Annotated in this window: 14 protein-coding genes, 1 pseudogene and 1 CRISPR repeat array; of the genes and pseudogenes, 5 read left to right on the forward strand and 10 right to left on the reverse strand. The window is 68.3% G+C overall.

The window, feature by feature from the left end; all coding sequences use genetic code 11:
* Window positions 1–156: 156 nt before the first annotated feature.
* Window positions 157–2,265, forward strand: a complete 2,109-nt coding sequence (locus OIC96_RS00110) for a KAP family P-loop NTPase fold protein (RefSeq protein ID WP_330301538.1) — start codon at window positions 157–159, stop codon at window positions 2,263–2,265.
* A gap of 813 nt (window positions 2,266–3,078) precedes the next feature.
* Here OIC96_RS00110 and OIC96_RS00115 read toward each other — a convergent pair.
* The 9 genes from OIC96_RS00115 to OIC96_RS00155 all read right to left on the reverse strand — a co-directional run bounded on the left by OIC96_RS00115 (window position 3,079) and on the right by OIC96_RS00155 (window position 13,971).
* Window positions 3,079–3,951 (reverse strand): ATP-binding protein, encoded by an 873-nt coding sequence (locus tag OIC96_RS00115; RefSeq protein WP_330301539.1) that lies wholly within the window; start codon window positions 3,949–3,951, stop codon window positions 3,079–3,081.
* Window positions 3,948–5,534, reverse strand: coding sequence for a Mu transposase C-terminal domain-containing protein (locus OIC96_RS00120; protein WP_330301540.1), 1,587 nt, complete (start codon window positions 5,532–5,534; stop codon window positions 3,948–3,950). Before OIC96_RS00120 ends, OIC96_RS00115 begins: the two co-directional genes overlap by 4 nt.
* A 40-nt stretch (window positions 5,535–5,574) precedes the next feature.
* Window positions 5,575–6,285, reverse strand: a complete 711-nt coding sequence (gene cas6e, locus OIC96_RS00125) for a type I-E CRISPR-associated protein Cas6/Cse3/CasE (protein WP_330301541.1) — start codon at window positions 6,283–6,285, stop codon at window positions 5,575–5,577.
* On the reverse strand, window positions 6,282–7,073 hold the full coding sequence (gene cas5e, locus OIC96_RS00130; protein ID WP_330301542.1) for a type I-E CRISPR-associated protein Cas5/CasD: 792 nt from the start codon (window positions 7,071–7,073) through the stop codon (window positions 6,282–6,284). Before cas5e ends, cas6e begins: the two co-directional genes overlap by 4 nt.
* On the reverse strand, window positions 7,070–8,272 hold the full coding sequence (cas7e, locus tag OIC96_RS00135; RefSeq protein ID WP_330301543.1) for a type I-E CRISPR-associated protein Cas7/Cse4/CasC: 1,203 nt from the start codon (window positions 8,270–8,272) through the stop codon (window positions 7,070–7,072). Before cas7e ends, cas5e begins: the two co-directional genes overlap by 4 nt.
* A gap of 1 nt (window position 8,273) precedes the next feature.
* Complete coding sequence (locus OIC96_RS00140; protein ID WP_330301544.1) at window positions 8,274–8,984, reverse strand: type I-E CRISPR-associated protein Cse2/CasB; 711 nt, start codon at window positions 8,982–8,984, stop codon at window positions 8,274–8,276.
* Between the two features lie 56 nt (window positions 8,985–9,040).
* Window positions 9,041–10,594 (reverse strand): type I-E CRISPR-associated protein Cse1/CasA, encoded by a 1,554-nt coding sequence (gene casA / locus OIC96_RS00145; protein WP_330301545.1) that lies wholly within the window; start codon window positions 10,592–10,594, stop codon window positions 9,041–9,043.
* 495 nt (window positions 10,595–11,089) lie between these two features.
* Entirely contained in the window at window positions 11,090–11,614 is a 525-nt protein-coding gene (locus tag OIC96_RS00150) for a hypothetical protein (protein ID WP_330462110.1), read from the reverse strand.
* Between the two features lie 167 nt (window positions 11,615–11,781).
* On the reverse strand, window positions 11,782–13,971 hold the full coding sequence (locus tag OIC96_RS00155) for a CRISPR-associated endonuclease Cas3'' (RefSeq protein ID WP_330462111.1): 2,190 nt from the start codon (window positions 13,969–13,971) through the stop codon (window positions 11,782–11,784).
* A 1,228-nt stretch (window positions 13,972–15,199) separates the two neighbouring features.
* Between OIC96_RS00155 and OIC96_RS00160 the strand changes: the two genes are divergently transcribed.
* The 3 genes and pseudogenes from OIC96_RS00160 to OIC96_RS00170 all read left to right on the forward strand — a co-directional run bounded on the left by OIC96_RS00160 (window position 15,200) and on the right by OIC96_RS00170 (window position 21,760).
* Window positions 15,200–18,901, forward strand: coding sequence for a hypothetical protein (locus OIC96_RS00160; RefSeq protein WP_330301547.1), 3,702 nt, complete (start codon window positions 15,200–15,202; stop codon window positions 18,899–18,901).
* Between the two features lie 171 nt (window positions 18,902–19,072).
* Window positions 19,073–19,404: direct repeats of the CRISPR family, unit length 26 nt; unit sequence CTTCCCCACACGCGTGGGGGTCTGTC.
* A gap of 407 nt (window positions 19,405–19,811) precedes the next feature.
* Window positions 19,812–20,339 (forward strand): annotated as a pseudogene (locus tag OIC96_RS00165) (bacterial transcriptional activator domain-containing protein); the annotation flags it as partial.
* Window positions 20,336–21,760 (forward strand): DUF2637 domain-containing protein, encoded by a 1,425-nt coding sequence (locus tag OIC96_RS00170; RefSeq protein WP_330309917.1) that lies wholly within the window; start codon window positions 20,336–20,338, stop codon window positions 21,758–21,760. The pseudogene OIC96_RS00165 and the gene OIC96_RS00170, both read left to right, overlap by 4 nt.
* 67 nt (window positions 21,761–21,827) lie before the next feature.
* Here the strand turns inward: OIC96_RS00170 and OIC96_RS00175 are convergent, their stop codons facing one another.
* Window positions 21,828–22,415, reverse strand: a complete 588-nt coding sequence (locus tag OIC96_RS00175) for an N-acetyltransferase (RefSeq protein ID WP_330309916.1) — start codon at window positions 22,413–22,415, stop codon at window positions 21,828–21,830.
* A 256-nt stretch (window positions 22,416–22,671) separates the two neighbouring features.
* Here OIC96_RS00175 and OIC96_RS00180 point away from each other — a divergent pair, with 256 nt between their 5' ends.
* Window positions 22,672–22,986: a CU044_2847 family protein gene (locus tag OIC96_RS00180; RefSeq protein WP_330309915.1), complete on the forward strand. Its 315-nt coding sequence runs from the start codon at window positions 22,672–22,674 to the stop codon at window positions 22,984–22,986.
* Window position 22,987 lies beyond the last annotated feature (1 nt).

Genomic DNA, 22,987 nt, shown 5'->3' on the forward strand with positions numbered 1-22,987 from the left:
ATGACAGTGCCGCGTACTCCTCCCGCGCCACCTGCGCCCACCTGGGCAGACGCAACATCAAGGCAGTGATCCCGGACATCGACGTGTTTGGCCACCGCCTCGCTGTCAGAGGACAACGTTACGCTCGCTTGCTCCAGGACCAAGAACGGGTGGGGCATGACGGACAACGCATCGATCAATGTCGGCAGTCTCCTCAACGGAGATGAACCGATCGATGACGCCAGCCAGGACTTGCTGCAGCGGACAGACCTGGCTGATGCGTTCGCGGCGGAAATCCGTCGAACGTCCGCGAAGCACGGCGCAGTTGTAGCTCTGACGGGGAAGTGGGGTTCGGGCAAGACGTCGCTGGCGAATCTCACCTGCAGCGCTCTGGACACGGTCAACGACGTGCAAGTCGTCAAGTTCAACCCCTGGTTCTTCTCCGGCACCGACCAGCTCATACGGTTCTTCTTCGATGAACTTGCCGCGCAGCTGCGGGACGGACGCCGTCTGAAGGACAAACTCAAGAGCGCGGGCCGCACCGTCGCTGAACGGCTGGGCAAGTACTCGGCCGCCCTGTCGCCGCTGAAATTCGTCCCCGGGGCCAGCGCCGTCCTGGACGGCGCTGGCGCTGTCGCCACGGGGACGTCGAAGCTCCTTGGTGAGGAGCAGGGAACCGTCCATGAACAACGAGCGCAGCTGACTGAACTCCTGGGCGCGCTGCCGGGGCGGATTGTGGTGTTCATCGATGACATTGACCGGCTGTCGCAGCAGGAGATCCGCGACCTCTTCCGTCTGGTGCGTCTGACCGGCTCGTTTCCAAATATCGTCTACGTCTTGTGCTTCGACCGCGAAGTGGTGGAGGCGGCATTGACGGATGAGGCGGTCAGGGGGGCCACGTACCTCGAGAAGATCGTGAAGATGTCGATGGAGGTGCCGCCGCTGCCCTCGCAGGCACTCTCACCGGTCATCGCCAAAGGACTGACCGAGGCGCTCGACGGGATCGAGTCCGGACCGTTCCACGCGGCGCGGTGGCCGGACGTACTCGTACAGGTGATTCTCCCAATGTTCTCCACCATCCGGGATGTGAAGCGGTACCTGGCATCGGTGCCACTGACCGTGCGAAGCCTGGGTCTGGAGGTGAATCTGGTCGACGTTCTGGCGCTTGAGGCCCTTCGCGTGCGCTACCCCGCAGCGCACGCGATGCTGCATACCGCCACGGATTTGCTGACGCCAGCCAAGACGATGTACCGACCCGGAACGGACCGGCCAACGCGTGAGAAAGCGTTCGTGGAAGAGTTCACCGGCCTCTTGAACGGCCACGCCCAGCCGGTCATCCGCCTGTTGTTCCCCGCCGCCGACAGGATTTTCGGCGGCCAGAATTACGGTTCTGACTGGATCCCGACCTGGGAACGGGACCGGCGGGTCGCCTGCAGCACGGTGCTGGACTTCTATCTCCATCGCCAGCTGCCGGCCGGACGGGCACCCGCTGCATTCACCGACCAGGTCGTGGCCTGCATCGGCAACGAAAGCATGCTCGACGAGGCATTGGGGCAGGTACCGGACGCCCTGCTGGACGACACGCTCAAGCGTCTGGTGCCCCATTGTCGCGACGTACCTGAGGAAACGGTGCTGCCGACGGCCGCGGCTCTGGTGCGGCAGCTGCCGCGGATCCGGCTGGGCTCCTCGGGCATGTACTCCCTCGGTGGTGAATGGGCGGTGCTGAGCCCGGTGAGCGTTCTGCTGCGCAACCTCAGCAGCGACGTGGCCGACCACACCGTCCGCAGCCTCTTCCACGGCATCCCGAGCCTGTACGGGAAGGTCCTTCTGCTCGACATCGCTGCGGGCCGTCCAGACAAGCAGGGGTTGATCCCGGAGGAATCCGCCCGGTTGCTGAAGCGGGAACTTCTTTCCCAGCTCCACGCGGCCCGTCCCGAGAACCTTGCCGACGAGCGGATGCTGCTGCGGACGGTCCTTGTGGCAACAGCCGACACAGACGGCTCTCCCGTCCTTGAGCCGGTCTTCGATGCCCGCGTGGTCGCGCGCCTGCTGGAAAGCGGAGTGGCGCCGGTGCACAGCCAGACGATGGGTAGTGTGGCCGTGCGGACCGAGCAGCGGCTCGTGTGGGACTCCCTGGTGAGTGTCTATGGCGGGGAGGTGTATCTGGCCGAAGCCGTCGCGTTGTTGCACCAGTCCCTGCAGGAGGGGACGGTCGAGCTGAACGAGGACCTTGCGGCCGCTCTGGCTCTGTACGAGAAGTACGCGACAGGCTGGCGCCCGGAGTGACGGCGCACCATGTGCGGGTGGTGGCTTGCGAGCCACGTCTTCCTGTCACCGACTGCCTGCTCACCGTGCTCCGTTGAGGTCTTGCACCGGCTTCACAAGGCACCGTCAGCGCGACGGCCTACGGTAGAAGAGCGCATCGCGTTGGTGTCGGAGTAATTGTCAAAACCTGTGGATCAGTTGAGGTGGATCACACTGCGAGGGTCTCGTCTCGTTCAACGAGGAGGCCGTTCTCGAAGTGGGCGCCGGCGGGCGAGGCTCCGTGCGGATCTCCATGCTGTGACGGCCACCCAGCTCCTGTCGCACGACGAGACGGTTGCCCGGCGGGAGGCGCTCCACCAAGGCCACCAGCCCAGCATGCCGTTCCCGCTCAGCTCGCACCGCTTCGCGGAAGCGGACCGCTTCCTTGAGAAGCTCTCACGCGTGCGCTCCGCCGACATGCCGGGCTGCCAGACCGGCAGCTGCGGCGGCAAGTACTGGTGTCACGTCAGTCAGTGTTCCCACACCGTCTCCATCCGCCGGTTACGGCACCCGCCCACTGGCGGTCCTCAACACAGGAAAGGCGAGAGTCGGTCAAAACGCTGCACTAGGAGTGAAGTTGATGCCCGGCACCCGGACATCTGCATCAACCGGCCTGTGTAGCGCGCTGGTTGTGACGGGCTGTCCTAGCCCGGCACCGCGGATGGATGTGCTGGCCACTCCCCCCACGCTGACGGCCACCGGGAGTGGGGGCATGAGCGTGGCAGCCGTCAGCGTCGCGGGATTCCCGTACCGCTGGTGCAGCCAGAATTCCGGGGTCATCAACCCTGGCCCCGTTCAGTCAGTGTGGCGTTGGGTGGGGTCGAGGCGGCTGAGGACGGCGCGCACTAGGTTCCGGCTGTAGGCAGGGGCAGGGAACGGTGCGGCCGCGTCGTGTGGCGTGGGCTGGTGTGGCGGATCTGCGGTGTGCCCCTTCGTGTCGGGGCCGCCGTGCTCTTCCCAGAGCAGGTAGGTGATTTTGGCCCACTGGCGGAAGTTGCCGTGGCAGGCGGCGTCGTCGATCCACAGCAGTTCGTCGGTGGGTACGTCCGCCCAGAGCGGGTGGTACTGGGGAATGACGGTGAGGACTTCTGCGGGGGTGAGGGGCTTGTAGCGCTGCCAGATGAGGATGCGGGAGTCAAGGGCCGGCCGGTTCTTGATTTTCTGGTAGCAGGTTTCGGCTCCGACCAGGACGACGGCGAGGCGGGTGTCCTCGTCGTCCCAGAGTTCGCGGATGAATTCGAAGGTCCGGGTGTCCAGCCACTGTGCTTCGTCGACGACCAGGACGCGTGAGGTGTCGGACAGTGCTTCTTTGAGCATGGCTTCGCAGCGGGTGCTGTTGAGGGGGGCCTCGCCGGGCAGGTCGAGCTTTTTGTACAGGGCGGCGCGCAGGGCCTGGATTTTGGCGGAGCCGACTTTGATGCGGAGCGTGGTGTGGGGGGCGAGGTCGTCGAGGTGGCTGTTGACGGCGAAGGTCTTGCCCAGGCCGACGCCGCCGTGGATGCACATGATGGCGCCCTTGCCTGCGTCGGCGTTGAGGGTGGTGACGAGGTTGGCGTAGGTCTCTGCGCTGGCGTCGGTCAGCATGGCGCGGGCGCCGGGCAGGCCCATGTAGTGGTAGTTGGGGCCGGTGGCCAACTGGCCTTCGGGCGTGGTGGTCGGGTGGGTCACTCGGTGTCCTGGGGCTTGGGGTCGGGCAGGGGTTTGGTCCAGCGGGTGGAGGAGGGTGTGGGCCGGTTGAGGAGGTCGGGCCGGGCCTCGATGTGCAGGTCTGCTTCCGGTGTCTGCAACTGACGTAGCTGTGCGGCTGCTTGGCTGGCGGTGAGCCGGTTGAGGGGCTCGGGTGTGGCGGCGACGCTGGTGGCGGCGTAGCGGGGTTTGGCGTTCTTGCGGGCGCGGCGGGCTTTGGCGGCGTAGCGGTCGGCTTCGCGCTGGCGGGCGTTGCGCAGTGCGCGGGCTTGGCGGGGGCTCATCTCGTCGCTGCGGAAGGCGGGGCCGCGGTAGGTGAGGGTGTCGGCGTCGTAGAGCTCGACGCGGTGGTAGTGGTGGGGTTCGTGGCGCAGGCGGACCATCTCGCCTGCGCTGCCGTGGCCGTGCATCCATTCGCCGACGTAGTAGGCGCTGTTCCAGCGGACGCCCTTGCTGGTGATTTTCAGGGGTGGCCCGGCGTCGTTGAGGGTGTAGGTGTGCAGGTCGCCGGGGTCGAGGGTGTCGATGGGGGTGAGGTCGGCGTGCCAGGCCTGGGCGGGGGTGCGCCGGTGGAGGCGGGCGATGGTGTGGTCGTTGTTCCACCAGTCCACCCAGTCGAGGACGACGGTGACGAAGGTTTCGTAGTCGAGGAGTTCGTTAAGGGCCCACAGGGGCTGTCCGCGGCGGTCGCGGCGGCTTCGGGGGGTGTGGGCGTAGCCGGGCAGGCCCTTGAACAGCATGTGCTTGGCGGCGCCGTTGATGGCTTCGACGGTGCCTTTGAGGTGGGGGCTGTAGGGCGGCAGGACGATCAGTTCGGTGCCGAACTTCTGGAAGGCCTCGGCTACGCACTTGCCCAGGAAGTCACGGCCGCGGTCGACTCTCACCTTGCGGGGGATGCCGCCGAAGGGCCGGTGGTGATCGGTGCAGAGGATGGCGTCGCGGGCGGCGGCCAGGATGGCGTCCTGGCTGGGCTGGTGGGGGGTGATGGCCAGGCCGCAGATGACGGCGGTGGCGTGGTCGATGAACCAGGTGATCCACGGTTTGCTGCGGTGTCCGTCGACGTTGACGAAGACGCTGGCTTCGACGTGGTCGGTCTCCCAGACGTCGTTGCGGTTGCCGTGCGGGCGTAGGGCGTGGACGTCGTGTCGGCGGCGGCCTGCTTCGCCGTTCTTGAGGGCGGCGCGCTGCCCGGCGCTGAGTTCGCGGTTGACGGCGCGGTAGAAGGTGGCCTGGGAGGCCCGGGGCGGGGTGCCGAGGTGGCCGTCGGCGACGAGTGCGAGGTAGGCGCTCGCCACGTTGCCGTGCCATTGGGCCAGGGCTTCGTGCATGGCCGGGGTGAGGGTGAAGTGGCGACGGCCTTGGGGGGTGTAGGTGCCGTTGTGGGCGCCGGCGTTGTCCATCCAGCGTCGCACGGTGCGCCAGTGGACGGTGAAGGCGTCGGCGATGGTGCGTACGTCGTGGTGGGTCAGGCGTTCGGTGTCGCGCAGACGCAGCAGGCGGCGGACCGCGGCGGCGCGGAGGGAGGTGGTGTCGTAGGGGCCGTCGGGTGAGGGCGTGGCGGGCACGGGGTCCGGGATCTTCCTTGGGGTGGTGGGTGGGGGTGGGTCAGGCGGGGGCGAGGGAGAGCAGGCCGGCGCCGTAGGGCTTGCCGCGGCCGATGCCGGTGAGTACGGCGTGGCGCAGTTGGTCGGGGTCGGTGATGGTGGCGAGGCCGTCGAAGCGGGTCAGTGCGTGCCGGAAGACGTCTGGTTGCTTGTCGCCGCCGTGCTGTCTGGTGACGGGGTGGCGGGATCGGCGTACAGGGGTGAGGGCGGTGCTGTGCAGGGCGAGTCCTGCGTGGGTGGCTTTGCGCTTCCACCAGGTGAGGGCGTCGTCGCCGTGCAGGGGTACGTCTGTGTGGCGGGGTTTGGTCTCGGTGTCGAAGAAGGGGTCGCTGTCGGTGCATTGGCGGCGGGCGCTGGCGTTGGCGGTGATGCGGTAGCGCACGCGTCGGCCGGGGGTGAGGGCCGTCAGCATGGGGGTGAGGTCACGGGTTTCGGCGCTGCCGTAGGTGGCGGGCAGGCGGGTGAGGTCGGGCGGCAGCTGGGACTGGACGAGCAGGGTGGGCGGGGTGTGGCGGGTGGCGTGTTCGAGGCGGAAGAGCAGTCCGGCCTGCTGGCGGGGGTGTTCGCCCAGTCCTTCGGGGGCCAGCAGCATGATCGTCTTGTGCAGGCTGCCCGGGTGGGCCAGGTCGCGGCGGACGTCGGGGTTGCGGAGGTTGAGGTGGATGCGGATCAGGGTTGTTGTGCTGGTGTCGGGTTCGGTCTGAAGGCTCATCGGGGGGTGTCCTGCTGGATGTAGGCGGCCAGGGCGTTGATCGTGGGCTGGGCGGCGTACAGGGTGGCGGGCAGCTGTTCGGTGGTGCGCCAGACCCGGCGGGTGTGGTGGAAGCGCCGGGTGGGGGTGAAGTCGACGGGTACGTCGGCGAGTTCGCGGTGCACGTTGGCGGCAGGGGTGTGCACAGGCGGGTGCTCCCAGACGAAGTCGGCCGGCACGGTGTCCTGTTCGGGGCGGGGTGGGGCGGGAAGGCTGAGCGGGGCCCGGGTCAGGAGTTCGTGGACGGGGTCGGGATGCGGGCCGCGCAGGACGAGGGGTTCGTCGGGGGCACAGGCGCGGCGCCCCAGGTAGGGGGCGAAGGCGGGCTGCTCCAGGCGGCTGGTGATCTTTTCCAGGAGCGGGTCGGGTCCTTGGACGGCGACGGTGAAGACGGCGTCGGCCAGGTAGACGCGGTGGCTGATGAAGGTGGATGCCTTCTGGCTGCGGTAGTTGCCGCTGCTGGTAGACAGGCCCTGTTTGTGGGGGCGGCCTCCGCCGGCGGTGTGGTAATCGGTGTGGCGGTGGCCGGGTCGGTCGATGCGGACGGTGAAGCGCAGGTCGGCGTAGGGGACAGTCCCGGTGGCCGGGTCGGGTGTCAGGGCCTGTTCGCGAGGGCGGCCGTCGGCGGCGGCGAACAGGCCGATGAGGGCGGAGCGGGTGGGGAAGGCGACGGTGTCGCGGTAGCGGAAGGCGGCGTGTTCTCCGAAGGCCATGAGCGGGGCGGCCAGGCGCAGCAGGATGCCGTTCATGCGGCCGACCGTGAGGGGGACGGCTGGGCGGCGGCTTTGGTGAGGGCGTCGGTCAGGTCCTGGAAGGAGGTGTGGGCGGTACCGATGTGGTCGACGGGGGTGTCTTGCAGGGTGGCGTAGCCATGGGTGATGCGGCGGCGGTCGCCCAGTAGCCGGTTGAGGGCGTCGGCGTGCTGGGACAGTGCGTGGACGGCGGGCTGGGTGTGGCCGCCGCCGCGAGCGTGTTTGACGGGCTGTTCGAAGGCGGCGGCGTAGGAGACCGGGCGGCGGTCGCGGATGGCGTAGTGGACCAGGTGGGGCAGGGTGTGCGGGGCGGTGGAGGTCTTCTTCGCCTGGGGCAGGGCTTCGATGAACGCCTCGGTGAACAGGGCCAGTAGGCACAGGGCCTGGTCGTCGTCGCCGTCCAGATTGCGGGTGAGTTCGGTGAGGTTGACGGTGGCGTAGCGGTAGAGGATGCCAGTGGTGAAGAAGCCGGTCTGCAGGTGCGCGCTGCCGGTGTCGTGCGGGGCGGCCCAGTCCTCGACGGCGGTGAAGTAGTCGGGCTGCGGGTCGCTTTGATGGACGGTGAAGGCGTGGGCCATCTGCACGGCGCCGTCCACGTGGGCGCCGGGGAGCTCGGCGAGCATGCGGCCGAACAGGTTGATGGTGGCCGTCCGTCGCTTGATGAGGGATGCGACCGTGCGGGTGGGCAGGACGGCGGGCACGGTGCTGTCCTTGGGCTTTTTGCGGCCGCCCTTGGACTCGGCGGCAGCGGCGACCGCTTGGGTGCGGGCCTCTTCCAGCTGCGGTCGGTGTTCCTGGCACAGGTCGACCATGTCGGAGAGGGTGTCGCGCGGCAGGTAGAGGAGGGCGGAGGTGATGCCGCCTTGGTTTTCTTCGGTCTTCAGGCCCTCTCTGCTGGCTGAGCGGGCGATCTGGGCGCCGGCGAAGGCGGCCAGCTCCGCCGGCCAGCCGGTCTCGCTCAGGGCGTCGGCCACGCGCAGGGGAAGCATGCGGGTGCGGGCGGCGTGTTCGTCGAGTTCCTCCTCCAGCATGAGGCGGATGGCCCGCTTCCAGGCCTGCGAGGAGACCATCCCTCTGACGGCGCCGCCCAGCAGCAGTGTCTTGGGCTCGTCGTCCTCCCCTCGGTTGAGCAGCGAGGCGGGTACCGGGTGCAGGGCGTGCAGGTCGATGTAGCGGGCGGGTGCGTAGGGGGTCATGTCAGTCTTCCTGGGACGCGAGGCGGTCGAGGGTCTGGAAGTAGGAATCGCGCCAGCGGGCGGCGGTGTGCAACCGGTCGTCGTCCCACCAGGCCAGGTCTTCCAGCAGGACGGCGAAGTCGAGGCGGGCGGCATGACGGCTGCTCAGGTGGGCGGCCAGGGTCCACAGCCGGGGGTGCAGCAGCGGGGTGGACAGCCGGGTGAGGGTTTTGACGCGGTCGTCCATGCGGGGTTGTTTGAAGCCGTGGCGGCCCACGGCGAGGGCCAGAGTGGTACCGAGATTCGGGCGGGCCCGCCAGTGCGGTCCGGGTGTCTTCTGCCCTGGTGCGGGATCGTCTGCCGCCGTGGCGCCCGGGGCGGGCGCCCGGAGCGGTTCCTGCCGCTGGGAGGCGTTCTCGATGTCCGGCAGAAGCGGATCGTCGGCTGGGCCGTCGGGGGCGGGGTGAGCGGACTCCGGGGTGTAGGGGCCGTCTTCGTGGGCGAGGTGGCGCTGCATGGCGATGAGGCTGGCGACGGTGTAGTGCGCGCGGCGGGCACCGAAGCGGGCGGTCCGGGCGGAGAGGTATTTCTGCATCCGCTCGCATTCTTCGACGGGGCGTCCCCGGCCGGAGGCGAGGTCGGCTCGGACGCCGTTGAGGGAGCACAGCTCGATGACCTCGGCGACGAAGTCGTCGTAGTGGGCGCGGCGTTGCGCGGTGGTGAGCGTGGGCAAAGGGGAGTTCCTCGGTGCGGAGGGCGTCTGGTGAAGGCGGTGGCCGGCAGGGGGTGTCAGGAGGTGCGGCGGGGGGTGGGGTGCGGCGGGCGGCGCAGTTCGGTTACCGCTGCGGCGACCGCGCGGGCGGTGAGGAAGTGCTGGGTGATCGCCGGGCGGGTGACGTCTTGCAGCACGGCGACGGCCTCGGCGGCGAACGCTGCCCGTGCGTTGTGGTCGGGGTGCTCGAGCAGGCGCCAGAAGACGGTCTCGGCGCGGGGCCAGTACGCGGCGCGGGCTTGCTTCGTCCATGCAGGCAGCCGTTTGGGGGGTCTGGAGCTGCGGTGGGTTGCGGTGGAGGGTGTGGTGACGGTGCGCCAGGCCTGGCGGGAGACCTCGTCCAGGCGTGTGCCGATGTCTTCGGCCGCGATCCGGCATTCGGCGATCCTCTCCGCGGTGTCCGGGTCGTGTTCCTGTGTCCAGGGCCAGATCGGCGGGGTCAGGGCCGTGTACCAGGTGCGGTTGTTGGTCCGGCCTTCCTGGTCAAAGCCGTGGACGCGGACACGGAGGCGGGCGCGCAGGTCGGGGGGCAGGTCGTTGAGAGTGGTGAAGGCGTCGGGGCGTTGGACGGTGGAGGTTTCGTCGCCGGCGAGCAGGAGGGCGTCCAGGTCGCGCCACAGGGCGCGGTCGGCGTCCGCGCGGCGGGGCTTGTGGCGTTCATTGACGGGTTTGTTCGTGTCGAGGTGGTGGATGAGGAACGGGTCTGTGGCGAGGAGTTTGGTCTCGGTCGCCCAGGTCACGTAGGCGTCGGTGACCTGTCGGCCGTCTGCGGAGGGGATCAGGAGGAGGGCGTGGCAGGAGCGGCCGGTCAGCAGCCGGCCCGGCCAGGTCACTGCGGGCGGCGGTGCCAGTGGGTCCGGCAGTTCGGGTTCTTCCCACGGGCACCGGTCTGTTGCGTCGGGCCAGTGGTCGGCGGGTTTGGGCAGGCCCGCGAGGAGCGTTTCGTACAGGGTGCGGCCCAGGGGGTGGAAGGAGAGGGTGGAGCGTAAGGGGCCGGCCGTTGCGTTGCCGAGGCGCCGGTCTCCGATGGCGCGCACGGAGCATGTGCCGGAAGCGCCGTAGTAGTGGTGGATGAGCAGGTGCCACAGTGCCTGTGCGCTGGGGACGGGCTGCGGGTCGGTGTCGGTGTGTGGGCTCAGCCAGGCCAGGTTGTTGCCCTCTGGGCGGCCGAAGACCAGTTTGTTGACTCCGGCCCGGTCTTTGCACTGCACGGCCAGCCTGGGGTCTTGCAGGAAGGGCCGTGCGGGATCGAACAGGTCCCAGGTGTGCTTCTCGAAGTAGCCGTGGATCGCGTCGGCGTCGAAGCCGTCGGGTTCCTTCAGCAGCGCGCGGCGGCGGGCGGCCCACTCCCCCACGCCCATCTCCGGATCGTCCAGCCCCGTCGTGCGGGCCACGATCGCGATCAGCAGGCGCAGCACCGCGGAGGCTGCCGGTGGCAGGGGCAGTGCCAGATCCTCGATTTCGTGGGCGCGCAGCAGCAGCTCGCGCCATCCCAGGTATTCCTGGTGCCCGTCGAGGAACAGGGCGGGAATACAGGGCTCTTTGTCCGTTGGGTATAACGGCGCAGGCACAGAGGCGCTCCAAATGCCGGGCAGAAGAAATGGCGGGAACGGTGAGGGAGAGGGTTTCCCTGTCAGTACTGGGGCTGGTCCGTCGTGTGACGGCAACCAGGCAGCAGCAGAAGGCCGCCGGTCCGGTAAGGATGCAGGCGACGGTCAAGTCGCGCCCAGGAGACCGGAGTTGCCGCCGGTAGAGCACCAGGGGGTGCGGTGCTTACCAACGCGGCAGCGCAGGAGGGAATGCGTGACGACGGGTTCAAACGTGCGCCCCGTTGCCACATTTCCATATTAGCCAGCGCCGACAGTTCTCCGAACCACACCGTTCACCTTTTAATTACCGGCGGGTCCACCTCTTTTGAGTCGTCATCACCGGCTCAAGAGCGCAACTTGCCTGGCTCCGTGCGCACTTGACCGCACGTGCTTTCGCAGAACGGGGCGGACGGGGTGGGACGTCCAGGTCAGCTGTCTGGCAGAGACGACACATTCGCACGGCCGGCGACGAGGCATTCATTCCCTGCCGTGAACCAGTCCCAGCACGGGGTCGAGGCGCAGAGTGTGGCGGCCGAAGCGCACGGCCTCGTGGGGGTGGGCGGCGGTGTGCGGCAGCAGCACCAGGTCTGCGAGCAGGGCGTGCTTCTGCCAGGCCGTGGGGGCGTGATGTTCGCGGCGCAGGTCGGCGACCCAGGCGGCGGGAACGGGCAGGGTGTGCCGCAGGATGGTGCGGATCTGCGCGAGGGTCGGCTCCCGGTCCAGGGAGAGCAGCTGGGCGCCGTCCGCATCGAGGGCGAAGCGGCCGGCCGGGGTGCGGTAGAGGGGCAGGAGGCGGCGGGGCATGATGCCCAGGCGGGTGGCGGCGTCGCGGGCGTTAAGGCGCTGTCGGTGCAGGTCGGCCAGCGCGAGCGTGTGTCGTTGGGTGGGGATGAGGTGCAGGGCGCTGCGGTGTTCCTCGACGCGGCGTCGGGTCTGATAGGCGCGGTAGCGGTGTTCGAGGGCGGGTGCGGTGCGGGCGAGGTCTTCGGCGTCGCCATGCACGGTTTCGACCAGGTGGTGGACGTCGTCGGGCAGGTTGAGCGTGAGGGTGCCCTCGGGCTGGCGGGCCAGGTAGGCGGCGGTGGCGTGGGGCAGGAAGGGAGGGTCCAGGGTGCGCCAGGCGGCCGGGAGGAGCGTGTCGCCCTCATGGCCGGTGGGCTGCAGGACGATCAGCCGGGCGTGCGTGCGCCGGCGCAGCCAGGCGGGTCTGCGGCTGGACGCGGGGCCCCACAGGTGCTCGAAGCGCCAGAGGCGGCCCAGGCGTTGCAGGAGGGTGTGCAGGGGGCGAGGTCGCTGACCATGACGTCGACGTCGACGTCGAGACTCATGTCGAGAAGGCTGGTGGTCACGACGACGAGGCGGGCGGGGCGTTCGCCGGTGCGTCCGAGGCGGCTGCGGATATGGCGGGTAAGGGTCTCTCGCTGGTGGCCGGGCAGGCGGGCGTGCAGCAGCACCAGCTGGTCGTTAGGTCCGCCCTGCCAGTCCAGCATGTCGTGGAGGTGCTGGTAGGTGCGCTGTCCGTCGGCCACGGTCGCGCACACCACGACGGCGCAGCCGCCGTTCTCAACGACGGGCGCGATCTCGGCGGTGATGCGCTCGAGTCGGCTCTCGCGGGCGGGCGCATTGCCGGGGTCGGTCTGCGTGTCGTGGCGTACCGGGTAGAGACGGATCTCAGCAGTGCGGCGAAAGCGCCGGGCATGCTCGTCGGCCGCCTGCGGGTCGATGCGGGTGAGTGAGGCGTCGGCGGCCGCGGCGAACAGCCAGCCCGGGTAGGCGGGCGTCCAGTCCCGGTCTGCGAGCACGGTGCGGGAGTGGCCTGCTCCGGCGAGGTAGCTGCGCACCAGCTCGTTGCTGGTGCGGGCCGGGAGGGTGGCGGACAGCAGGACGACGGGGCAGCCCAGTGCCCCCAGCCAGTTCAGCAGGCGGCCCAGCATCTGCTGCATGAACGGGGTCAGGGCGTGCACCTCGTCCACGATGACGGTCCGCCCGGACAAAGCCAGCTGGCGCAGCATGCTGAAGCGGACTGGGAGCGCGGCCATGAGGGCCTGGTCGACGGTGGCGACGGTGAACTGGGCCAGCAGCGCGCGGTCCCAGCCGCGCAGCCAGCCGTCCGGCACGGTCACCCGCTTCTCGGGCCGCTGCGCCGTCCCCTCCCCGTCGCCTTCTCCACCGCCGAGATCGTCGGGCCAGAACTCGTCGGTGGTGGACGGCTCGTGGGCGGCGAGGCGGTGGTCGGTGTAGGCGGTGTTGAGATAGTCGTAGCTGTGCACCAGGGAGACCGGGGCATGCTCGGGGCGGTGCGCGGCCACATACGCCTCAAGCACGTCGTAGGCGGCGTCCGTGGTGGCGGTCGTCGGCAGCAGCCAGACGATGCCAGCCGTATCGCCCCCGGCGTTGAAGATACGGGCGGCTTCCAGAGCGGTGATGGTCTTGCCGCCACCGGTGGCATCGGTGACCACCACGATGCCCGGCCCCTTCTCCCCCACGACGGCGGTGAGCTGCCGAATCAGGGAGGCCTGCAGGTCGTTCGGTTGCGCGACACCGCGGTGGGCCTGGGCGAACGAGGTGTCGGGCAGGGTGATGCGGGCCAGACCCGACTGGTCGAGCACGGCCGCGGCATCCTTGACGGCCTGGGCGTAGTGCTCGCCGGCACCGAAGGCGGGCGCCTGCGCCTTGGGCAGCCAGTAGTGGCGCTGGCTGGCCAGCCGGTCCGCGACAACTCCGACACCGGTGATCAGTACCGCGGCCGGTACCGAGACCCTGGCGGGCACCGCGGTGGCACCGGTCAGGTGCCGCAGGAGGAAAAAGTAGCGGCGCCGCAGGTCCTGCCAGAGCGGGCCGCCCAACGCGCCATTGACCCGCGCCGCCTGGGCCGCACCGTCGAGGTCGAGCTGAAGGAACCGGCCGTGATGGCCGCCCAGCATCTGCGCCACCCGCACCCCAGGGCTGTCCGAGGTGCCGACCGGGTAACCGGCCTCCGCCAGGAGCTGCAGCACACCGTGCATGGAAGCCCGCTCATGCCGCATGCGCCGCCAGCCAGCAGTGTCCGCGCGCAGCGCCTCGCTCACCCGCGCCCACGGATGCTCCTCTTGCTCCTGGAAAGCAGAGAGCTTGCCCAGATCATGCAGGCCAGCGATGAACATCACCAGGCAGCGGGCCTCCGCCACCGCCACCCCAAGCCCTGCGGAAATCAACTGCCGCTGCCCGCACGTCAAGAACCGGTCCCACACCTCACCAGCGATCGCCGCGGTATCCAGCAGGTGAAACAACAGCGGATACACCGCCAGCAGACCCCGGTCGAACTTGCCCCACGGCGTCAGGTCAATCCCACCGAACCGGGCGTCCTCCCGTACCCCCACAATCACCCTCCGCACTCCAACTACCGCCTAGAACCGTTGCGTTAAGACATCCTGCCCTGTTGTGATCACCACCCCGGCCACCGGCCGCCCGGGCGGGCTCTTCGACCACGGTGCCGGAGTCTCTCCGGGGCGAGACGTCCCCACTCCGTGAGGATCTATTACTGCTGGTCATGACGCCATCGTGCATGTGCCCACCGTTCCCCACGTACGAGCGGTTGCCCCATAGGAGGCCCGCGCGCGGCGGCATGGCATGCGAACTCATAGGCGAACGCCACAAGACTTTCGACCGAAACCTCGTTCTCGCACTGCAACCGCTCGGGGCAAAGCACTTTCACAGGCGCGCTACCCCGGTATCATCGGCCCGGGTAAAGCGAGCAACTCGTCCCGTAGATCTTTGAACCTGCAGGCGGGCGAGGGCGCTCCCCACACGCGTGGGGGTCAGCCGTACAGCAGGGCGGCGAGCTGAGCGATGCGCGGCCTTCCCTACGCCAGTGGGGGTCTGTCCACGAAGGCCCAGGCCAGCAGCACGCTCTTCAGGTTCTCCCCACGCACGTGGGAGACAGTCCAGGGACTTGTCGTCCCGCCAACTCGGCTAAAGTAGGCAAAAATCGGCTGGCTGATCTTCAAACTCGCAGGTGAATGAGGGGGTTCCCCACACGCGTGGGGGTCTTTTCGAGGCCGCCCGGCTCAACGGCCGGCACGATCTGGGTTCCCCACACGCGTGGGGGTCTTTCCCCGGCCATCTACGGCGTGAGGGCGGGTAACTGGGGTTCCCCACACGCGTGGGGGTCTTTCCACCAGACCCCTCCGTCCGTGTGGCCGCAGCGAGGGCTCCCCACACGCGTGGGGGGTCTGTCGACCCTGGCCGTCAACACCTGCCTGCGCGAGTTGCTCTCCCCACAGATGTGGGGGTCTTTCCGTGGCCTCGTCGACGAATCGGGAGTTGTCGTTAGTCTTCCCCACACGCGTGGGGGTTTTTCGTACGCCGGTCCCTACCGGCTGACCCTCACGCCGTCTTCCCCATACGCGTGGGGGTCTATCGGTGAACTGGGCCCACCCAATCCAGCCCACCGCGTGTTCCCCGCACAGTTGGGGGCCTATCCATAGCGCGTGAGCCTGCAGCGACCTGAGGCCGAAAGCCGTCGCAGATCCTGCTGTGTGGACACCCGTTGTCAGACCCCGTGCCTAGTCTTACGGCGACAAGTCGGCTTCAGCGCAGGGGGTTTGCGTGGCGTTCGACGGTGGGCGGGTTGCTGCTCGCGGATTCCAGTACCAGTATCTGCGCACGGTGGAAGCGCTGCTGGCCAGTGTGCGGAACGGCGAAGCAGCTGGGTGCCGTATCGAGGGGCCTGGGAACGCGGTGTCGCTCCAGCATGTGGATTCGGTCGATTTCGATCTGGCCGACGCCGCTGGCCGCTCGTTGATGGCGGTACAGGTGAAGAGCGCCGGAGCGGGGCGGACTGTGAGGGCGCGAGAGGCGGTGACGGTGCTGGTGCATCTGGTCACCGGTTTCGAGGCCGAGCAGTACCGGTTGATCACCTCGGCTGCGCCGGACGAAGGATGTCTGCGGCTGGCTGAGGTGTTGCGCCGTCATGGCGGTGATGTTCCTCTGCTCAAAGCGGACTTGCGGGAGCTTCTGGTTCGGGCGCCGACCGCGTGGGGTATCTGTCAGGCTTTGTCCGAGGAGCACTGGGAACGTCTGGGGCGTGCGGGGATCGAGTTCGATGGCCGCAGCGACGGGCAGTTGCGTGAGGATCTCCACAATGCGCTGCGCACCGAACGGGAGCATGCCGGGCAGGGGTTGTCGCACAGGGCCGGGGGGCTGGTGCTGGGCCACTTGGTGGCCGAGGTCATGCGCCGGGCGGCCGACCCTGACCTGGCGCACTGGGACGTGCGGGAGTTTCGCCGGTCGGTGCTGGTCAGCGACGAGGAACTGACCTCAGCTGTCGGCCGGCACGAGCTCGGGATCGTCTACGGACAGATGCCGCCCCTTCCTGAGGTTGAGCGCGCGGATCTCGTCGATGGAATCGGAGAGATCCTCTCTTCCGGTGGGGACGGCGCCGTGGGCATCCGAACGTGTGTCATCACCGGGCTGTCGGGACTGGGCAAGTCGAGCCTGGCCGCGGCACACATCGCTGATCAGGCCTTCCGCTATGACGCGGTGTTCTGGGTAGACGCCGAGAGCGAGGAGGCCTTGGTCGCGTCGTTTGCCCGCGTGCTGGCACATCTGACCGGCAGTGAGGAACCGGCCGAGGTGCGGGATCCGCGGCTGGTGCGCGAGCGGGTGCATGCCGAGTTGCAGTCCCTGCCGGGGCCGTGGCTAATGGTGTTCGACGACGCCAGTGCGCCCGTTGCCCGTGCCTGGATACCACGTAGCGGGCGGGGCAGGATCATTGTCACCACTCTGGGCGGCCACTGGCACGGTGTGCAAGGGCGCATCGATCTGAGCCCGATGAGCAGCGAGGAAGCACTCCGCTTGGTGCAGCTGCGGCTGGACTTGAGTGAGGGCCAGGTTGAGCAGTACGCGTCGTCGCTGTCCGGGCTGGCCCAGGTCCTGGAGTGCTGGCCGCTGGCGATCGAGGTGGCCTGCGGCTATCTGGTCACCTGCGGTATCGGCCTGGACCGGCTTCCCGCCTACACGAATACGCTGATCCACCGGGCCGCGGACGATGAGCGGTTGGTGCCTGCCGGGTATCCGCGGACGCTGGCGGCGGCCGTCGCGCTGAGCACCGAGCGTCTGATCAGCAGTGCCCGCTCCCGTGGCTTGCTACAGCCAACCCTGGCCACGGTGGCCGCACTGTGCTGGCTCGCCCCGCGCCGGGCACCGGTGCATCTAGCGTTGGCGAGCACGTTCGTCGGCCCCACAGACCTGCCGCCGGCTCCCGGATGGGTGGTGTTCGACGAGGCGCAGGTCCCGGTGCGCGAGGTCATCCGCGAACTGACCGATGTCTCCCTTGTCCGGTACGACGAGCCGCTACCAGCCCGCAAGGAGGCATTTCCCGGCAGTGAGGACACCGTGTCGATGAACGCGGTGCTGCAGGACATCCTGGCCCGACACCTGGGGCTGTCGCAGTCAGACGTAGCTGCGGGTCTGGCGCACGTGGCCTGCCACACCGACCGCTGGCTGCGCGGGGCCTTGCTCTCCGGGCAGGCCGAACGGACCTGGGAACTGGCCCAGCACGCCACCGCGCTGGTCGGGCACATCCGCTCAACACACACGGCCGACGGGTACACGGCCCTGCTCATGGGCAATCTGGCAGCGTTTCACCATGCTCACGGCCAGTACGACGCCGCCCACGCCCTGCTGGAGCTTGAGCTGGAATGGCTGGCACGAGCTGGCGACCCGGACGAGGGGATGGCCGCCCAGACGCACACCCTGCTCGCGCACCTCACCCAGCTGCGCAAGCAGGCCGACGCCGGCCACCGCATTTCTGCCCATTTGCTGCCCGTGCTGTCCTACCTCCGCCGGCTCGACGGGCCGCCGCCCGAGCCCGTCGCCCACCTCGCAGCCGAGGCATCGCGGATCCTGCAGAGGCACCTGCGCGACGAGCCGGACCCTGCGCTCGCGCAGCTGCTGGAGGACTTCCGTGTCCTGGCAGATGCACTGCCCCCCACCGAGTCAACGCAGGCGACGAAAGACCTCCTCGCCATCCAGGACCTGTTGGGACACAGCAAAGGCGAACGCGCCGAACACGCCGCAGCAACAGCCTTGACCAGGAGCACCGATCCATGGTCGCGGGCCACGGCCGACCTCAAACGCCTCCTCATCGAGGCGCTCGTCCTACAGGACAAGTGGGAGCAGGCCGATGCCGCGCTCAGCGACTTCCTGCCCTATGCCGGCCCCCGCACACTGTACGGATTCGCCCTGCACCACCTGGTGCACAACGTCGGCTGCCACTGCGCCTGGACGTGGGTGACCCAAGGAGAACAGCGTGCAGTGGAACTGCTGGGACGGCTGCTGAAGGAAACCAGCATCGCCGAGAATCCGGCGCTCGAGACGGCCACCGATGAGGCCCGGTTCATCCTGCTGCAGGTGGTGCACGACAGTTGGCGGGCCATGAACGGAAGCTCCCAGGACGAAGGGTTCCTGGAGCAGATGAGCCGGCTCAACGACAAGACGTTCACCGAACCCTACGACCCGGACAACGTGTGGGAGCGGATCTACTCCGGACTGATGCCGCGGCTGGCGGCCGTGATGGGTGAGACGGTGCACCGCCACTACCAGGAGGAGGGAGACGCCATCCTGGCCACCGACCTGCCCTCGCTCGAACGGGATCCAACAGTCAAAGACGCCTACGAGGCAGCCCGCTGCCACGCGGTGCTGTCGCTGTCCACAGATCCGGTCTACGGCAGCCTCGCCGGACGCTCCACCATCGACCTCCTCCTGCCGGAAGCCCGAAAGTTCCTGCCCGGCCCGAAGGCTCTGGCCATCCTGCAACCCCACAAGATGGTCGGCGCCACCTCCCCCAACACCGGCAAGTCCATCGAGCTCCAGGTCCACCGAGCCTGCGACAAGGGCCTGCGCCGACTGGCCGGACCGCAGCCCACCCTCATCTCACCCCAGCACCTCACCCTCATGCTGACCGGCCAGCAGCTGACCCTCGAACACGACGACGGCACCGTCATCGCCCGCGCGACCGTGCAGGCCTCCAGCCAATGGCGACAGGCGGCCCGCTCCCGCCATAGCGCGGTGGTCTACTTCGGCTACGGCTTCGCCCTCCACGACTCCCCCACGCACCGGCGACTCATGGCCTCACCCGCCGAACTGGGCCGCCACATCAACAGCGCCAGCGACAACGGCCTCCTCGCCGCAGGACTCGTATCCGTCCACCTCCAGCTCGCACCCTCCGTTCAGCACCGGCCGCCGGCTACAGCCCGCCAGCAACCCCGCCGGTCAACCCGCGCCCAACGGAAGAAACCCCACAGGTGAGCGCAACTACCGCGCTAGTGGCGATCCCAAATCCACCTACCGATCGGGCAGTTCAGGCCGAACCACCAAAGGCAACCGCCGCCAGGCAGCGGCTCTCACCAGCACGGCCAAGTCATGTAAAGTGACCAAAAAATGCCCTACCGGTCTCCAAAACCACAGGTGAGCAAGGGTCTTCCCCACACGCGTGGGGGTCTGTCCGGCGTGGCCGGCCTGCAGCCGGAATAGGAGGAGTCTTCCCCACACGCGTGGGGGTCTGTCCATGGTGACGTCCTGGTCGACGCCGCCCGGCTGGGCTTCCCCACACGCGTGGGGGTCTGTCCCCGGCTCAACACCCCCTGCCCCAGAGGGAAGACGTCTTCCCCACACGCGTGGGGGTCTGTCGACATCGACGTGATGGGGCTGAAGTCGCAGCTCGTCTTCCCCACACGCGTGGGGGTCTCTCCGGGTCGATGGAGAGCTCTGCCTTCGCGGCGTCGTCTTCCCCACACAGGTGGGGGTCTGTCACTACGGACAAACCGTCGGAGCACTGTGCTTGCGTACTCTCACTCGGTCCCGGCCCGTGAGCTCGTCCCGGCCCTCAGCGGGACGGTGATGGCTGATCAGCCGGCGGACGGACACAGCAACCTGTAATGCCCGGTCACAGCGCTCGGGTTCATTCGCCCCCAGCGGCGGTCCTTGGGGATCAGGCTTCTCAGCCATCACGCACGGCTCTCACCTAGCAAGGTCAAAGCACAAAATAGCAGGTCAGATAGCCACTCCTACGGCCTTCTCATTTCAGTGCGCTGGGGATTCTCACACGATGTCACCAAGACTCCTCACTTGATGTCACCACTTCTGCGCTCTGACCAGTAGAGATGCACGACATCCAGATGAGAACCACTGGTGACACCAAAATGAGAAGCCGCAGGCCGGCGGCCTCTACGTGCCGCGCCGCAGGTCCGGCGAGGACCCCTACCGGCTCTCCGACGGCGTGCGCTGCGACTGGACCCGTTTCCTGCAGCTCGTCGAACGCGCGCTGCCCCAAGGACCGGCCGGCCTGAGCGAATTGGAGAAGGCGCTCACTCTGGTGCGGGGCAAGCCGTTCGGGGGCAAACCCCTGCCGTGGGCTGAGCCCTACCAGCAGGAGATGGTCACGCGGATCATCGACGTGACACACACCGTGGCCACCTACCGCACTCCCGCGGGACCGCACCACGACCTCACCGCCGCCCGCCAGGCCGTCGCCACCGGTCTCGACGTCGACGACACGGCGGAGCTGCTGTACCGGGACTGGCTCCGGATCGAACACGCGGCCGGAAACCGGCGAGGGCTGCACACGGCCATCTCCCGCATCCAGCAGGTCAACCGGACGCTCGATGTCTCACTGGAATTCGAGACCGAACAACTCATCAACCACGTCCTGCACCCAACCGACGGCAGACAAGCACACGGCCTATGACCAAGCCAGTACGCCTCACACGGATGCACCGCATTCTCATCGGCGTGGTCGTCGCCGGTGCGCTCGTCATCGCGGGAATCGGCTTCGCCGGTTCGTATGCCGCCGTCCGTGAGCTCGCCATCAAGAAGGGCTTCGGGAACTTCTCGTACGTGTTCCCGATCGGTATCGACGCGGGAATCTGCGTCCTGCTGGCCCTGGACCTGCTCCTCACCTGGATCCGCATCCCCTTCCCGCTGCTGCGCCAGACGGCGTGGCTGCTGACCCTCGCGACGATCGCGTTCAACGGCGCGGCGGCCTGGCCGGACCCGCTGGGCGTCGGCATGCACGCCGTCATCCCGGTCCTGTTCGTGGTCTCGGTCGAGGCGGCCCGCCACGCAATCGGCCGCATCGCGGACATCACCGCGGACAAGCACATGGAGGGTGTCCGCCTCACTCGCTGGCTGCTCTCCCCGGTTCCGACGTTCCTGCTGTGGCGCCGGATGAAGCTGTGGGAGCTGCGCTCCTACGAGCAGGTCATCAAGCTGGAGCAGGACCGTCTCGTCTACCAGGCCCGCCTCCACTCCCGCTTCGGCCGCGCATGGGGCCGCAAAGCCCCGGTGGAGTCCCTGATGCCCCTGCGCCTGGCACGCTACGGCGTCCCCCTGGCGGAGACGGCCCCCTCGGGCCTGGCGGCGGCTGGCATCGAACCAGTACTGGTTGCCGGCGCATCCCCGCCCACAGCAGGCGGCAACACCCCATCCGTGAAGCCCAACCCCCTGCCCAGCCCGGCACATGAAGCAGCGAGCTCACCCCAGCACAGCCACTCCCCCACCAACAGCCGAGCGCGGCCGGCGGAGCATCACCTGTCCCTGACATCCCCGCGCTTGCCCCACTCCCCCGCCAGCGAACACAACAACCCGGCCACGGCCGGTCCCCCTCACACCCATGGTCGGCAGACAGCACCCGCCGCCGCCCGGGCTCTGCCCGCCCAGCAGAGACCGCAACCCCGCCTAAAAGAGGACACTTTCGCGCCCATCGAGAACCCGCGCGAAGACCAGCAGACAGCCCAGGCTGGCGAACTGAGCCCGGTCGACCGCTACTACGTGGCCTGGCACGACTTCCAGCAACAGCACCAAAGGGAACCAGACGGCAGCGAACTGTCCGCCCGCCTCACACAAGACGGGATTCTGGACCGGGAAGACCAGCCGATCAAACCAAGAACGCTAGCCCGCTACTTCCTCCAATTCCGCATCTACACAACATGGGCTCAGCACCGCACCATCACCGACAATCCATCCATCGACCAACTCGTCAAAGAACTCACCCAACGCGGCATCACCGCCCAATACAACAAACCCATCCACGCAACCGACCTCGAAAGACACCTCAGCAGCTTCGAACGACGCTGGCAGGCACTCACCGCCCGCCAACACACATATTGATCTCCCCCTGTACGACCGGACACTGGACGAAGGGCCCCTTCTCACGTGTGCGAGAAGGGGCCCTTCGTCATCTGTGGACCAACGGGAGGACGAGAGCGTCGTACAGTGGCGCGTCCGGGAAGGGCAGCACCTCACCGAGCCACGCGTAGCCCCAAGCCTCGTAAAGTGCGCGCACCTTGGGATGGTCTCGCTCAACGAGCAGCGTCGCCCGCTCCTCGGGCCGCCCCTGCAGCAGCTCGTCATGGATCTGTCGTGCGGCGCCGGTACCGCGAACCTTCTCGACGACCATGAGCTCAGAGAGCGCGAATGTCCGGGCCCCGGTCTCGCTGGTCGCACCATCGGCGGCCGGCGTGCGCAAGCCGCTCCACCAGCGAGTGGTTTCCTGCAGCGTGCAACCGTAGGCGTAGCCAATCGGGCTGTCGTCGAGGTAGCCGACGACAGCGGCGAAGCCGGGTATTTCGGTGTTCCATCCGAGCCGCTCGTCGAACCGCGCGACGCTGTGGAAGTCCGCACCGAGCCGTGGTCGGCTCAGGGGCAGGCGGTGAAGCGGCCGTCCCAGTACAGTTCGCCGCCGAAAGCGAGGAGCGGGACCGGGGCGCCGCTCGGCCTTCGGCGGCGGACTCTGTGGGAGGCCGGCATTCTCCTTGCGAGTCATAACCGGGGCGCCAGAAGGGCTCAGACAGGGCGTCATGCAGCCAGGGGAGTGGACCCGACCACAGAGAAACGATCAGGCATCGCTGTTTCATGCGTGATCGGATAAGACATTCGATGTGGTCAGACTCCCACTCAAGGCCTGGCCCTCGCTTTCGTTGCGGCACTGCTGTCGTACAGCGCTCGGTGCGGCATATGTCAGACATGAGATTGGTGGCCGGGATCGCTGGTGACCCAGCACGACAGGCGGAGGAGGCGTCTTGGCACCGCTAATGCGTATTCCGTTGGAGGGCGGCGGCTGCGTTCTGGTCGAGGCACCCGCAGCAGTGGAAGGGCCGGTCAAGGCCGGCCGTATCGGCGATGCCATTCACGAGGCAACGGGCACTCTGCAGCAAGCCCTGGAACCGGTCACCGAGGCTGCGGGCGCGGCACTGGACCGGCTGCGCAAGGCCCGGCCCGACGACGTGACGGTCGAGTTCGGGGTCGACCTCGCCTTCGCGGCCGGGGCCGTGATCACTAGGAGCCAGGCCGGCTGCCACCGGAAGGTGACCGTGTCCTGGAAGAGCCCGGCCTGAT

This window comes from Streptomyces sp. NBC_00775 (assembly GCF_036347135.1).
GTDB lineage: Bacteria > Actinomycetota > Actinomycetes > Streptomycetales > Streptomycetaceae > Streptomyces > Streptomyces lutosisoli.

Excerpts from the sequence above, each read along its gene's own strand:
- OIC96_RS00110 (WP_330301538.1), top strand. The coding sequence starts at position 157 with ATGACGGACAACGCATCGATCAATGTCGGCAGTCTCCTCAACGGAGAT.
- cas6e (WP_330301541.1), bottom strand. The coding sequence starts at position 6,285 with ATGAGCCTTCAGACCGAACCCGACACCAGCACAACAACCCTGATCCGC.
- cas5e (WP_330301542.1), bottom strand. The coding sequence starts at position 7,073 with ATGAACGGCATCCTGCTGCGCCTGGCCGCCCCGCTCATGGCCTTCGGA.
- cas7e (WP_330301543.1), bottom strand. The coding sequence starts at position 8,272 with ATGACCCCCTACGCACCCGCCCGCTACATCGACCTGCACGCCCTGCAC.
- OIC96_RS00170 (WP_330309917.1), top strand. The coding sequence starts at position 20,336 with ATGACCAAGCCAGTACGCCTCACACGGATGCACCGCATTCTCATCGGC.
- OIC96_RS00175 (WP_330309916.1), bottom strand. The coding sequence starts at position 22,415 with ATGACTCGCAAGGAGAATGCCGGCCTCCCACAGAGTCCGCCGCCGAAG.